The sequence below is a fragment of the Sphingomonas sp. H160509 genome (assembly GCF_024124765.2).
Taxonomy (GTDB): Bacteria; Pseudomonadota; Alphaproteobacteria; order Sphingomonadales; family Sphingomonadaceae; genus Sphingomonas.
Map to the genome: position 1 here is coordinate 83,591 of NZ_JAMXSR020000004.1, position 13,105 is coordinate 96,695.

At 65.0% G+C, this 13,105-nt stretch carries 10 protein-coding genes; 5 read left to right on the plus strand and 5 right to left on the minus strand.

Annotated features, from left to right (window positions below; genetic code table 11):
- The first annotated feature begins 152 nt into the window (after nt 1-152).
- The 5 genes from NHF48_RS23585 to NHF48_RS23605 all read left to right on the plus strand — a co-directional run bounded on the left by NHF48_RS23585 (nt 153) and on the right by NHF48_RS23605 (nt 5,753).
- Nucleotides 153-905, plus strand: a complete 753-nt coding sequence (locus tag NHF48_RS23585; RefSeq protein ID WP_253072720.1) for a hypothetical protein — start codon at nt 153-155, stop codon at nt 903-905.
- 19 nt (nt 906-924) lie between these two features.
- Nucleotides 925-2,253, plus strand: a complete 1,329-nt coding sequence (gene mobF, locus NHF48_RS23590) for a MobF family relaxase (protein WP_253072721.1) — start codon at nt 925-927, stop codon at nt 2,251-2,253.
- Nucleotides 2,254-2,290: 37 nt separating this feature from the next.
- The gene (locus tag NHF48_RS23595; RefSeq protein WP_253072840.1) at nt 2,291-3,292 is read left to right on the plus strand and encodes an AAA family ATPase; all 1,002 of its coding nucleotides are present in this window, start codon (nt 2,291-2,293) and stop codon (nt 3,290-3,292) included.
- Nucleotides 3,265-4,254, plus strand: a complete 990-nt coding sequence (locus NHF48_RS23600) for a hypothetical protein (RefSeq protein WP_253072722.1) — start codon at nt 3,265-3,267, stop codon at nt 4,252-4,254. The genes NHF48_RS23595 and NHF48_RS23600 overlap by 28 nt, the downstream gene beginning before the upstream one ends.
- A gap of 155 nt (nt 4,255-4,409) precedes the next feature.
- Nucleotides 4,410-5,753, plus strand: coding sequence for an IS1182 family transposase (locus NHF48_RS23605; protein WP_253072723.1), 1,344 nt, complete (start codon nt 4,410-4,412; stop codon nt 5,751-5,753).
- A 115-nt stretch (nt 5,754-5,868) separates the two neighbouring features.
- On the opposite strand, the gene NHF48_RS23610 is transcribed toward NHF48_RS23605, so the two are convergent.
- The 5 genes from NHF48_RS23610 to NHF48_RS23630 all read right to left on the minus strand — a co-directional run bounded on the left by NHF48_RS23610 (nt 5,869) and on the right by NHF48_RS23630 (nt 13,046).
- On the minus strand, nt 5,869-6,387 hold the full coding sequence (locus tag NHF48_RS23610; protein ID WP_263817145.1) for a DUF3387 domain-containing protein: 519 nt from the start codon (nt 6,385-6,387) through the stop codon (nt 5,869-5,871).
- Nucleotides 6,303-6,659 (minus strand): DUF3387 domain-containing protein, encoded by a 357-nt coding sequence (locus tag NHF48_RS23615; RefSeq protein ID WP_263817146.1) that lies wholly within the window; start codon nt 6,657-6,659, stop codon nt 6,303-6,305. The genes NHF48_RS23610 and NHF48_RS23615 overlap by 85 nt, the downstream gene beginning before the upstream one ends.
- On the minus strand, nt 6,607-9,090 hold the full coding sequence (locus NHF48_RS23620; protein ID WP_263817148.1) for a type I restriction endonuclease subunit R: 2,484 nt from the start codon (nt 9,088-9,090) through the stop codon (nt 6,607-6,609). Before NHF48_RS23620 ends, NHF48_RS23615 begins: the two co-directional genes overlap by 53 nt.
- Nucleotides 9,091-9,122: 32 nt before the next feature.
- Nucleotides 9,123-11,216, minus strand: coding sequence for a Fic family protein (locus NHF48_RS23625; RefSeq protein WP_263817149.1), 2,094 nt, complete (start codon nt 11,214-11,216; stop codon nt 9,123-9,125).
- Nucleotides 11,217-11,489: 273 nt separating this feature from the next.
- On the minus strand, nt 11,490-13,046 hold the full coding sequence (locus NHF48_RS23630; protein WP_253072725.1) for a class I SAM-dependent DNA methyltransferase: 1,557 nt from the start codon (nt 13,044-13,046) through the stop codon (nt 11,490-11,492).
- Nucleotides 13,047-13,105 lie beyond the last annotated feature (59 nt).

Consider the following 13,105-nt stretch of genomic DNA (forward strand, 5'->3'; position numbering starts at 1 on the left):
ATGATGGCCGTGTGACGCAAAAACGACCTTGCGCTCCGTGCCGCCTTGGGTCTTGTTACGGCTCTGCATCGCGTCCGCGCAGTCCAATGGGGGACGGGCGTCGCCACCGGGAGCACCATATGAAGGCCAGGCGTCCAGCAATTTCGGTATCGATGACCGAAGACGAGAATGACCTTTTTCGTGAGGAAGCCGCGCGTACCGACGAACCTCTCAACGCGACGATGATCCGTCTGGCGAAGCTCGGTCTTGAACATCAGACGCAGGCCAAGGCTGCAGCCGAGAGCGGCAAGGTGACGCTTATCGAGGCGGTCTCACGTGACGAGCCCGTGGCGCTGCTGACGGCTGACCCCGCTGCAACTGCGATCGTGCCAACCTCCACGGGCATCGTTCCCGTTCCAGCTGCGGCCACAAGCGTCATTGCGTCTGCGTCTGCGTCTGCGCCGGTCCCCGCGCCACGGACCGTGATCAAGCCTACTCCCACGGGCGCTCCCATTTCCTTTTTCGAACGGCGACAGAAGTCCCGGTGGATGCCGACACCTGTTGGTGAGGCACCTGTCGGATCAGACAAGGTCCGCTGGTCGGCGGTCGGCGTGCTATCGGCAGCGCTGGCGCTGATGGTCGTCCCCGGCAACGGCATGGTCGCCGCGGCGGTCAGCCAGACGGTACTCGGCGAGCCGGGCGATGGCATCGCCGCGTCCAACCGGCTATTCGAACACTACAGCCGCCGGGCAGGGCCCCTGCGGCACTGGGAGGCGACCACGCGGCTCGCCGATAACCAGGCGCGGGTGAAGGCATGCGCGGACCGCGCCGACCGGTTCAGCGACTATCGCCGGCTTGTGCCATGCGAGATCCACGTCTCCAGCCGCAGGCGCGCAATCGAGGTCGGACAAGGTATCGTCGACTGATGGCGCGGGCTCAAGTGCTATGCTGACCCCGGCGGTCGTGCGGTCAACGTCCGGTGCCGCCAGCTACTATGCTGCTGACAACTACTACACCGATGGGCAGGCGACCGAGGCGAGCCTGTGGGCGGGGCAGGGGGCCGAGGCGCTTGGGCTTGACGGTCCGGTCAGCCGCGACCCCTTCGAGGCGGTGCTGGCGGGCTCACTGCCGAACGGCGACAGCATATCGACTGGCCCGAACGGCAAGCACCGCGCCGGGCTCGACTTCACCTTCTCCGCGCCAAAGTCGCTGTCGCTGCTCGCCTATGTCGGCGGCGATGCTCGCCTGCTCACCGCGCACATGGCCGCGGTCAAAACGACGATTGGGTGGATCGAGGCCAACCTCGCCGAGGCGCGGGTCACCCGCGACGGCAGGCAGGAGCCGGTCAAGAGTGGTAACCTCGTCGTGGCGCTGTTCCAGCACGACACCAGCCGCGCGCTCGACCCGCAGGCGCATATTCACGCGATCATCGCCAACGTGACCAAGGCGCCTGACGGCAGCTGGCACGCACTCCACAACGACAAGCTATGGGAGGGCTACACCGCGGCTGCTTCCGTCTACAACGCGACGCTTAGGGGTGCGGTTGAGCAGCTTGGTTACACGACCGAGCGTGTCGCCAAGCACGGCCAGTTCGAGATTGCCGGCGTGCCCCGTGACGTGATTGAACTGTTCTCGACGCGCTCGGCCGAGATCGATGCCGGCATGGCGGCGATGAAGCATCGAACGCCCGAGGCGCGCTCGGCGGTAACGCTGAGCACGCGGGCGGCCAAGCCGGCCGAGATCGACCGCGACGTGCTGCGCGCGGAATGGGGTGAGAAAGCGCGAGGGGCGGGGGGTCGATCTACCCGCGATGGTGGCAGTCGCGCAGGAGAAAGCGGTCCGTCAGCCGAAGGCATGGCAGCGGCTGGTGGAAGGGATCAGCGGCATTGCCGCGCAAGGCGCAGCGCTCGCGGAGAAGCTCGGGCTCCAGATCGGTCCCAGGCCGGATCCCCTGGTGCCCGAACGCGCTGGACGGCTGCGTCCCGACGCTTTCGTCGCCGCGCACGCGGTCGCATCCGCCGTCCGCCACCTCGCCGAGCGCGAGGCGGCGTTTCCGGCGCGCGACGTGCTCAAGACCGCGCTCGACATGGGCGCGCCCGTCAATGTGGCGGCGGTCGAGCAGCGCATTGCCATGCTCGCCGAGCGCGGGCTGCTGATCGCCGGCGCCGATGGCGTGATGATGACCACCACCCAGGCGCTCGAGATCGAGCAGCGCATCGTCGCGAGCGTATTAGCTGGCCGCGACGCCGTGCCCGCCATCGTCGCCCCCGGTGATGCCGAGACGCGCGTCCAGCAGATGGCGGTGGAGGCGATGGGCCGCAAACTTAACAAGGGCCAGCTGGCAGCCGCCACCACGATCCTCATCACGCGCGACCGCGTCGTTGCCGTCCAGGGCGTGGCGGGTGCCGGTAAGTCGTCGATGCTCAAGCCCGTCGTTCGCATCGCGACGGCTGAAGGACGGCAGGTGATCGGCCTCGCTATCCAGAACAGCGTTGTGCGCCGGCTCGGTGCCGACACCGGCGTCGAGGCCCGCACGATCGCATCTTTCCTGAGCGAGCATGAGTATCGCCCGGGGACGTCGCTGCGCGGCGCGATGCTCGTCGTCGACGAGGCCTCGATGATCGACAACCGCACGATGGAGCGGCTGGTCGACGTCGCCAGCGCGCACGGCGTCGACCGGCTGGTGCTGGTCGGCGACCGCCGTCAGCTGGGCGCGGTCGAGGCGGGCAAGCCGTTCGACGTCATCCTGCGCGCCGGTAGTCGCACCGCGGTCATGGACGAGAATGTTCGCGCGACCACGCCGCAGATGCGCGGCGTCCATGCCGCGGCGCAGAAGGGCGATGTGCCCGAGCTTATGCGGCTGCTCAAGGCCGACACCATCGAAGCCTCCGGTACTGCCGCCGCAGTGGTAGCCGATCGCTGGATGGCGCTTTCGTTGCAGGACCGTGCCCGCACCGGCATCTACGCGTCGGGCCGCCAGCTGCGCGGCGAAATCAACGAGGAAGTACAGCGCCGGCGCATGATGGCGGGTGAGATCGGCCGCGCCCCGGCGAACGTGACCGTGCTGTCGCCGGTCCACCTGACTCGCGAGGAGCAACGTCTCCCAGAGCATTACACCCGCGACCGCATCGTCGAGTTCAGCCGCGGCGTGCCGACTCAAGGGGTCCGTCCGGGCTTCGCGGAAGTGGTGGGCGTGCAGGACGGCGTCGTCACCTTACGCCGGCAGGGGGCGTGCAGGAGCGGTTCCGCCCGGCCAGGCTCGCCGCCAACCGCGTCGATGATTTTGTGCGCGTTCACGAACGGCAGAACCTGACGCTCCATGTCGGCGACGCTCTGCGCTGGACCGGCACCGACCATGAACGTGGCCTAGTCAACGCCGACCGCGCTCAGCTAACTCACATCGCCCCCGATGCGCTTACCGTTACCACCGCCGATGGTCGCGCGCTGCGCCTCGAGCGCGGCGACCCGATGCTGAAACGGCTCGATCTCGCCTACGCGACTAGCACGCATGCGGCGCAAGGCGCGACCAGCGATCACGGCATCGTCGCGGCCGACAGCCGCGAGGGCAAGCTCATCACCACCAGCCTGCTGCGCGTGCTGGCGACACGCGTGCGCGAAAGCGTCACGTTCGTCGTCGATGATGGTAGGCGGCTGGAGAAGGTGGCGGAACGGCAAAGCGGTGAGAAGACAGCGGCGAGCGAGGTCGCGGGGCCGGGGGTTCCACCGCCCCGGAGCCCGGATACCTCGCAGATCCGGTTGCCTGGCTCGCCGCCGGTCGAGGCCGATGCGATCGGTTGCTACGCACGGGTATTCGCGGCGGTGGAGGACGCGAGTCGGCAGCGCGAGTGGCCGGAGCGCGAGGATGTCCGCGCCATGCATGCCGGCGCCGACAGGCTCGACCAGTTGCGGCCGAAGGGCGCCGAAGATCTCAGGACCGTGCTGGACCGCACGCCCGAGTTGGCGCGCGAGATCGCGGCCGGCAGGATGCATCAGGCATGGCGGGCATGGGCCGATGAGGGACGAGCGCGCGCCAGCAGCGGACCGGACTATGCCGACCGGTTCGTGGCCGACTGGCGCGCTGCGTCTGGAGAGCGCGCCGCAGCGACCAGCGAGGACGCGACCTGGCGGGCGGAACGCAAGCTGGAACGGCTGATCGAGCGCATGGACAATCAGCCTGCGTTGGAGCGGGCATTGGATCGCCAAATCCCCGAGCGTCAGCTCGAGATCGATCGTTCCGGTATTACCCGCGCGCGAGACATGGGCATGGGCTTATGAAAGCAGGGAACTCGAGAGGCCTACAACTCGCATTCTGTCACCAATAGGTAGGTAGGCATCGGTATCAAAACCGCTCGAGACTGTTGAAAAACGGCTGGTTGCGACAGTGACGAAGACGTGATTCACTCCTGGAAAGGCGTCAGGGGTTTACGAGCATGATGGGTCGACAGGTGACGCAAGGCGCGCTGTTCTACGGGTTCCGGCTCGACGATCATGTGCCTGCCAGTCACCTGCTCCGACGCATCGACGGGCTGCTCGACTTCAGCTTCGTGCGCGAGGCGCTGGCGGCGAGCTACAGCACGAGCGGACGGCCCTCGATCGATCCGGAACTGATGCTCAGGATGCTGTTGATCGGCTACCTATTCGGCATCCGCTCGGAACGCCGCCTTTGCGAGGAGGTACATCTCAACCTCGCTTATCGCTGGTTCTGCCGGCTCGATCTGGCCGACCGGGTGCCCGACCATTCCACCTTCTCCAAGAACCGGCACGGCCGTTTCCGCGCCTGCGACCTGCATCGTCTGCTGTTCGAGCAGGTGGTCGCGCGGTGCGCCGCGGCAGGGCTGGTAGCGGGGCGCGACTTGGCGGTGGACGGCAGTACCATCATGGCCGACGCCAGCCGCGAGAAGAAGCTGAAGGGGGCCGACGCCGCAGACGAGCTTCGTGCCGGGGAAAGCATATCGCGACCCGTCGCCGAATATCTGGCGGCGCTCGACGCCGCGTTGCCGCCAGATCCTGACGAACCTGCGACCGTCAATCCGACCAGCATCTCGCCGACCGATCCGCAGGCGGCGCTCACCTGCAAGCACGGACCGGCGCGCTACGCATACGCCATCAACCCCCTGCTCGACCTCGATACCGACTGCATCCTCGATGTGGAGGCGACGCCGGCGCGCTTTTCATCCGAGGTCGCGGCAACTCGGACACTGGTGTCGCGTGCCGGCACCACACTGGGCATCACACCCGAGAGCCTCGCGGCTGACAAAGCGTATGGCAGCGGCCCGTTGCTCAGCTGGCTAATCGACCGAAAAATCACCCCGTACATCCCGGTCATCGACCGCAGCCGCCAGCGCGACGCCTTCTTCACCCGTGATGCCTTCCACTACGATCGGGAGGCCGATGCCTATCGCTGCCCGGCGGACAAGCCACTCGGCTATTGCGGCACCAAACGCGCCAGCCAGGTTCGCGTATACCGAAGCCATGTTGCCAATTGTGCTGGCTGCGAACTGAAGCCCCGATGCACCGTCAGCCGGAAACGCAGCATTACCCGCCTCGTCAGCGAGGATGCTCGCGATACCGTGCGCGCCCTTGCCGGCACCGACGCCTATGTGCACGCGCGGCGTCGAAGACAGCGGATCGAGCGCGTGTTCGGCCACCTGAAACGCAACCTGGGGCTACGAACGCTTAAGCTGCGGGGCCTCGCCGGAGCAGCCGAGGAGTTCACCATGGCTGCCGCGGCATACAACCTTCAGCTGCTGGCCCGGCAGGCCGCGCCGGCCTGATACGCGGCGCATCCTCCGGTGTCCGGCGTCACCAGACATCCGCCACGCCGATTTCGCGCAGGCCTTTTTCAACGGTCTCGGACGGTTTTGACACCACGAGCTTGGGATTGTGACGTCAAAGTATGCGGTTACCAGGCCCCAACCAATAGCTCAGCCTGCTGCAACACCGTCTGTACGGCTTCATCCTGAAGGTCGGGGGGAAGCCATATTTCCGGAGAATTCGCTTCACCAGCACGCGCATGCGCGCTCTGGCGCTTTCGCGGTGCGACCAGTCGACCGTCGCATTGGCGCGGAGACTGTTGACGAGCTCCGCGGCGATCAGCTTGAGGCTGTCGTTGCCCATGATGTCGACCGCGCTCTCATTGTTCGCGAGCGCGTCGTAGAACGCGATCTCCTCCGGCGTCAGACCCTCGGCCTCGCCCCGCGCCTGGCTGGCGCGGATCTCCTTGGCTAGGTCGATCAGCGTCTGCAGCACCTCGACCGTGCTGACCGCATTGGTGTGATAGCGCGCGATCGCGTCGGTCAGGCGCTCAGAATAGCGGCGGCTCTCTACGGCGTTGGACTTGCTCCGCGATCGGATCTGGTCGCCGAGCAGCTTGCGGAGTGCCTCCAGCGCCAGGTTCGGGCGGTCCATCGCCTTGACCTCGGCGAGGAAGTCGTCGGACAGGATTGAAATGTCGGGGGGTGGTCATCCCCGCGGCGCGCAGGATGTCGACAATCTCGGTCGACACGACCGATCGATCGATCAGCTGCTGCACCGCGAAATCGCGCTCCCCCGCTGACCCGATGGTGCCGGACTTTGTGAGGGGCGGCGCGGATCGTCTGATAGAAAGCGATGTCGTCGCGGATCGCTCTAGCCTCGTCGCTGGCCGCACTGAGAGCATAGGCCTTGGTCAGCGCCAGCACAGCATCCTGAAAGCGACGGTGCGCGGCCTTGCGTGCTTCGTCCGACGTTTCCCTTCGCAGCCGCGGCATGTTGGCGCGCAAGGATGAACTCGATCGCTTGCGACAGGCATTTCAGCCGCGCGACGGGGGTGCCCGAAACGCCCGGCGTGACGTCGAAGCCGTGGAACATTGTCGCCACGATGTCGAACTGCCGGAGCAGCACCGCGACCGCCTGTGCCTCGTCTATCCCGGTCTGCCCCGCGTCCGACGCGGAATATTGCCCGAGCGCCTTTTTCAAATTCTGCGCAATGCCGATGTAATCCACCACGAGCCCGGCGGGCTTGTCGCGGAACACCCGGTTCACCCTCGCAATTGCCTGCATCAGCCCGTGGCCGCGCATCGGCTTGTCGATGTACATGGTGTGCATCGAAGGCGCGTCGAAGCCGGTCAGCCACATGTCCCGGACGATCACGAGGCGGAGCGGATCGGCAGGGTCTTTGGCGCGCTTTGCCAGCAGGTCGCGGCGGGCCTTGTTGCCGATATGCGGCTGCCAGGCGGGGATGTCCGCGGCGGAGCCGGTCATCACCACCTTGATCGCCCCTTTCGTGTCGTCGTCGCTGTCCCAGTCGGGGCGCAGCGCGACGATCGCGTCGTACAGCGCCACGCAGATCCGCCGGCTCATGCAGACGACCATCGCCTTGCCCTCCATCGCCGCGACCCGGTCCTCGAAATGCGCGACCAGATCGGCCGAGACCATCTCGAGCCGGTTCTTGGAGCCGACCAGCTTTTCCACCGCAGACCAGCGCTGCTTGAGCCGCTCCTGCTCGCTGGTCGCCTCGTCCTCGGTCAGACCGTCAATCTCGGCGTCGATCACCGGCAGCGCTTCGGGCGGGAGCTCGATGCGGGCGAGGCGGCTTTCGTAATAGATCGGCACCGTCGCGCCATCCTCGACTGCGCGGCTGATATCGTAGACGTCGACATAGTCGCCGAACACCGCAGGCGTGTTGACGTCGTCCTTCTCGATCGGCGTGCCGGTGAAGCCGATGAAGGAGGCATTGGGCAGCGCGTCACGCAGGTATTTCGCAAAGCCGTACGCCAGCTCGCCGGTCTTGCGGTCGATCCGCGCGCGAAAGCCATATTGCGAGCGATGCGCCTCGTCGGCAATGACGATGACGTTGTGCCGGTCGCTGATCCGGGGATAGGCGCTGGTCCCGGACGCTGGCGCGAACTTCTGCATCGTGGTGAAGATCACTCCGCCCGACGCGCGGTCGAGCCGGGCCGCCAAATCCTCGCGGCTGTCGATCTGGATCGGGGTCTGGCGGATCAGGTCGGCGCACATCGAGAAGGTCGCGAACAGCTGGTCGTCGAGGTCGTTGCGATCGGTGATGACGACGATCGTCGGGTTCTCGAGTGCGGGCGTGCGCACCAGTAGCCCCGCATAAAACGCCATCAGGAAGCTTTTGCCGCTGCCCTGCGTGTGCCAGATCACGCCGATCCGCCGGTCCCCCGCGGGATGCGCCGCGGCATCGGGCAAGCCATAGTGCAACGGGCTTTCGCGGAAGGCCGCGCCCGCGGTTACGCCCGGCACGGCGCGCAGCGTCGCGGCGACCGCGCGCTGGGCGGCGTGGAACTGGTGATAGCCAGCGATGATCTTGACGATTCCGCGTCCCGCATCACCGAACACGGTGAAGTCGCGGATCAACGTCAGCAGACGGTGCTTGTCGAGCACGCCCGCGATCATCGTCTCGAGCTCGGGCACGCCCTTGGGCGCGATCGCGTCGCCGTCGACGGTGCGCCATGGCATGAACCGCTCCGCATCGGCTGTGAGCGACCCGATCCGCGCGGTCACGCCGTCCGAGGCGATCAGCAGCGCGTTGGTGCGGAACAGCGATGCGATGTCGCTCTTGTAGGTTTGGAGCTGGTTGTACGCGCCGGCGACGGTCGCATTCTCGTCGCCGGGGTTCTTGAGCTCGATCACCGCGAGCGGCAGGCCGTTGACGAACAGGACGATGTCGGGGCGCCGCGCATGCCCGCGTTCGATCACGGTGAACTGGTTGACCGCCAGCCAGTCGTTCCTGTCAAGCCCGGGGGCCATGGAGAAATCGATCAGCCGCACGCGATCGCCGCGGATGCTGCCGTCGCTGCCGCGATATTCGACCGGCACACCCTCGACGATCAGCTTGTGAAGGCGGCGGTTTTCCTCGACCAGCGAGGGTAGCTCGACCGCCATGACCTTGCGGATCGCATCCGCACGCGCATAGGCGGCAATCGCGGGGTTGAGCCGGTCGACAGCGGCGGCGAGTCGGGCTGTGAGGATGACGTCGCCGTTCGTTGCGCGTTCTGGCGCGCTGCCATCGGGGGATGCATCGACCCCGTACGCGACCTGCCAGCCATGCTCCGCCAGCCAGGCGAGCGTCGCTTCCTCCACCACGGATTCGGTCAGCTTCGCCATGGGCGCGTCTTTCGGTGGGAGAGGGGGGCGGGTCAGCACAACGCCGCGACGGCACTTTCGGCATCGCGGACGCGGATTGCGCCGGACATCAGCTTGGGGAGGAGGGTGTCGCGAGTTTTGGTGAGGTTCGTATTTTCCTGCAGGTTGGCTTCTCGCATCGCGTAAAGTCGTGCGGCAGTTGTGTCGAAAGACCGGATCACATTCATTGGCGGCTTTACTACAGGCATGCCGTGAATATGATTGCGATTGAGCGTTGGCACCGCAGAGCCAGCGTTAAACGACGCAAGGTCCATCTCTAGCAGCGCATGGTATGCATATAATGGCGTGGCATTTGGATACTCTTTGACCCAAAGCGACGTATTGAGAGGCCAAAAGTCTTGGGTTACGTAAAAGACACCACCAAGAACTCCAGACCTACCGGTGCATACACCCGGGCCTGCCACGCGCATCTCATTGTGAGTGCCGCTCGGCCCGCTTGCGGCAATTACAGGAAAGAGCCCATCCGTGCGGGTGCCTTTCGGCAGATCAAATCCTCTTTGAAGCACCAGTACGTCACTCAACGCGGACCATCCCCAACCTTCCGGTGTCCCGTCTTCGTTAAGGTTGTTGGGAAAGGTAGCCCATAGACCTTGATCGAGATAGGCGGGGCGGCCGTCGGCCTTGGCGCGGGTGGGGCCGAAATCGACGAACCAGTCCCGGAATAACGCCCGCGCGCTCGCCTCCAGCGTCTCGTTCATCCGCCGGTTGAGTTCGATCTTGTCGTCGAGGGCGGTGAGAACGGCGGCAATGGCCTTTTGTTCACTAAGCTCTGGGACGCTGACCTCGCGAACATACACTGCCGAACGGGTTGTCGAAGGAATCGGCGAGCCGTCGTCAATCTCGCCAAGCTTGTGGTGAATGATCGCGTAATAAAGCCATCGCATATCAAGCTCGGATTTAATCGAAACATAATACGCGGTATCGATTACATAAAATGGGTCCGCCGAGTACCGGACGCCGCGGTATGCACCCTTTCGGCCCAGAATAACTCCTGGTCCCGGTGCCAGTGAAACATCCGCCCAACCCACAGCGCCGTTTGAGCCAAATACTCGATAAGGGCCATTTCTATCAGCGTAACCGCGAATTCCCTTTCCATATTCTAGGGAAATTTCGTCGCCCCAAATGCTTTTCCGCCAAGGCTTCATCACGCCGCTCCATCCACAAACAGCGCAACCAGCCGCTCGTTGATATAATAGTTGTTCCGCCCGATCCGGTGCTTGGTCAGCAAGCCCCCCCTCCGCCAGTTCGTCCAGATATTTCGTCGCGGTCGGGCGCGACACGGTCAGTTCGGTCTGCACATAGTCGATCCGTGTATAAGGGTGGCGGAACAGGTTGTTCAGCAGGTCCTGCGAATAGATCCTGGCGTGGTCGGCGCGCAGGCGCTGCTTGTAATCGGCCATCAGGCTGTGGATCGCCTCGATCAGGCGCAGCGTCTCCTGCGCGGTCTCGGCGACGCCGCGCAGCATGTAGAGCAGCCACGGTTCCCAATCGCCGGTATCGCGCACCGATTGCAGCAGCCGGTAATAGTCCGGCTTGCGGCTGGTGATGAAGCGGCTGAGATACAGGATCGGAATGTCGAGCAGCCCGGTCCGCGTCAGGTACAGCACGTTTATGATCCGCCCGAGCCTTCCGTTGCCGTCGGGGAAGGGGTGGATGCTTTCGAACTGGTGATGGATGATCGCCATCTTGACCAGCGGGTCGAGCTCGCTGTGCCCGCGGCCTCCGACATCGTCGTCGTTGATGAAGATCTCCAGCGCGTTCATGTGCGCGACGATCGCGTTGGCGTCCTGCGGCGGGATATAGACCATCGCGCCGGTCTGGTCGTTTTTGAGCGCGGTGCCCGGCGTCGCGCGAAACCCGCTGTCGGTGCGCTTGAGCATCTGGAACATGGTGATGATCATCGTGTTGGTCAGCAGCCCGCCCAGCCGGTGCTGTTCGCTGAAGCCATGACGCAGCGCGTCGGCATAGAGCGCGACTTCCTTCGCCGCCGGGGAGGACGGGCTCTCAGGAAAGGCGCGGGCCTGGAACAGCTCGTCCTGCGTGGTGACGATGTTCTCGATTTCGGAGCTTGCCTTGGCTTCCTGCATCGCGAGCGTGTCGATCAGGATGCCCTGATTGGGGGATCGACGCGGCGCGGCCCTTCAGCTCGGCGAGGTGCCGGTGCGCCTGCGCGAGCGCGCGGAGCACCGCGGGCGTTTCATCCAACCCCGGCGGGGGGCAGATCGGGAATGGTATAGCTGGGCGTCAGCACGGGGCGGGGGTGTCGATCAACATTCTGCCAAAGAGTTTGCACATGGTGCGTGACGTGTAAAGAAAATCGCATTTTGTTAGCACGTCGCGCGAACGTAAAAATGTGAGCGTCATCCTGCGGGGACGATGACATCGGCGAGCCGCTGGCGGATCACCTCGGTCAGCCGCGCGCTTTCGGCGAACTGCTCCTCCAACGTTGCCTGCAACGCGGCGAAGCGTTCGGGGAAGGGGGTGCCGTCCTCCTCAACATCCTCGGCACCGACATAGCGGCCCGGGGTCAGGACATAGCCATGCCCTGCGATCACGTCATGCTTCGCGGCGCAGGCGAAGCCGGGGATGTCCGCATAGCCCTCACCTTCACGCCACGCGTGATAGGTGTCCGCGATCATGGCGATGTCGGCGTCGCTGAACTCGCGCCGGGTGCGATCGACCATATGGCCGAGTTTGCGTGCGTCGATGAACAGGATCTCGCCGCGGCGGTCCCGCAGTTTCTTGTCGCGGCCGACGCCGTTCGACTTGTCCTTGGCGAGGAACCAGATGCACACCGGGATCTGCGTCGAATAGAAGAGCTGCCCCGGCATCGCGATCATGCAGTCGATGACGTTGCCGTCGACCATCGCGCGGCGGATATCGCCTTCGCCGTTCTGGCTCGACGACATTGAACCGTTGGCGAGGATCACGCCCGCGGTGCCGGTCGGCGCGAGGTGGTGGAGGATGTGCTGGAGCCAGCCGAAATTGGCGTTGCCCGCAGGCGGCGCGCCAAATTTCCAGCGCGCGTCTTCCTTCAGCCGGTCGCCGCCCCAGTCGGAAATGTTGAACGGCGGGTTGGCGAGCACATAATCGGCGCGCAGATCGGGCAGTTCGTCCTTGTGGAAGCTGCCCTCGCTGTTCCATTTGATCTCAGCATCGATGCCGCGCACCGCGAGGTTCATCATCGCGAGCCGCCACGTCGTATGGTTCGATTCCTGGCCATAGATGGCGATGTCGCCGATCCGCCCGCCGTGGCTTTCGACGAACTTTTCGGACTGGACGAACATCCCGCCGCTGCCGCAGCATGGATCGTACACCCGGCCTTTATAGGGCTCGAGCATCTCGACCATGGTGCGCACGACTGAGCGCGGGGTGTAGAATTCTCCGCCGCGCTTGCCCTCGCTGCCCGCGAACTGGCCGAGGAAATACTCGTACACGCGCCCGAGTACGTCGCGCGACCGGTCGGCATTGTCCCGGAAACCGATGCCTGAGACGAGATCGATCAGCTCGCCGAGCATCACCGCGTTGAGCCCGGGGCGCGCATAGTCCTTGGGCAGCACGCCCTTGAGCCCTGCGTTGACCTTCTCGATCTCCAGCATGGCGTCATCGATGATCTTGCCTATGCCGGGCTGCTTGGCGTTCGCCTGCAGGTGCGACCAGCGGGCGTCCTTGGGGACCCAGAAGACGTTGTCGGCGCGATACTCGTCCTCGTCCTCGGCGCCCTCGGGATATTCCGCGAGCAGCTGCGCGCGCTTCGCTTCGAATCCTTCCGAAATGTGCTTGAGGAAAATCAGGCCGAGCGCGACGTGTTTGTAATCGGACGGCTCCATGTTGCCGCGCAGCTTGTCAGCCGCCTTGAACAGCTCGGTTTCAAAGCCGAGGTCTCCGCCGGTCGCGGCTTTTGGTGCTTTTGCCATAGGTGTTAGACGCTGTCCCTTTGATGCGTCCCGGTAGCGGTCCGGATCGAAGAACGAAA

Excerpts from the sequence above, each read along its gene's own strand:
- NHF48_RS23585 (WP_253072720.1), top strand. The coding sequence starts at position 153 with ATGACCGAAGACGAGAATGACCTTTTTCGTGAGGAAGCCGCGCGTACC.
- NHF48_RS23620 (WP_263817148.1), bottom strand. The coding sequence starts at position 9,090 with ATGGCGAAGCTGACCGAATCCGTGGTGGAGGAAGCGACGCTCGCCTGG.
- NHF48_RS23610 (WP_263817145.1), bottom strand. The coding sequence starts at position 6,387 with ATGGACCGCCCGAACCTGGCGCTGGAGGCACTCCGCAAGCTGCTCGGC.
- NHF48_RS23595 (WP_253072840.1), top strand. The coding sequence starts at position 2,291 with ATGGGCCGCAAACTTAACAAGGGCCAGCTGGCAGCCGCCACCACGATC.
- NHF48_RS23630 (WP_253072725.1), bottom strand. The coding sequence starts at position 13,046 with ATGGCAAAAGCACCAAAAGCCGCGACCGGCGGAGACCTCGGCTTTGAA.
- mobF (WP_253072721.1), top strand. The coding sequence starts at position 925 with ATGCTGACCCCGGCGGTCGTGCGGTCAACGTCCGGTGCCGCCAGCTAC.
- NHF48_RS23605 (WP_253072723.1), top strand. The coding sequence starts at position 4,410 with ATGATGGGTCGACAGGTGACGCAAGGCGCGCTGTTCTACGGGTTCCGG.
- NHF48_RS23625 (WP_263817149.1), bottom strand. The coding sequence starts at position 11,216 with ATGCAGGAAGCCAAGGCAAGCTCCGAAATCGAGAACATCGTCACCACG.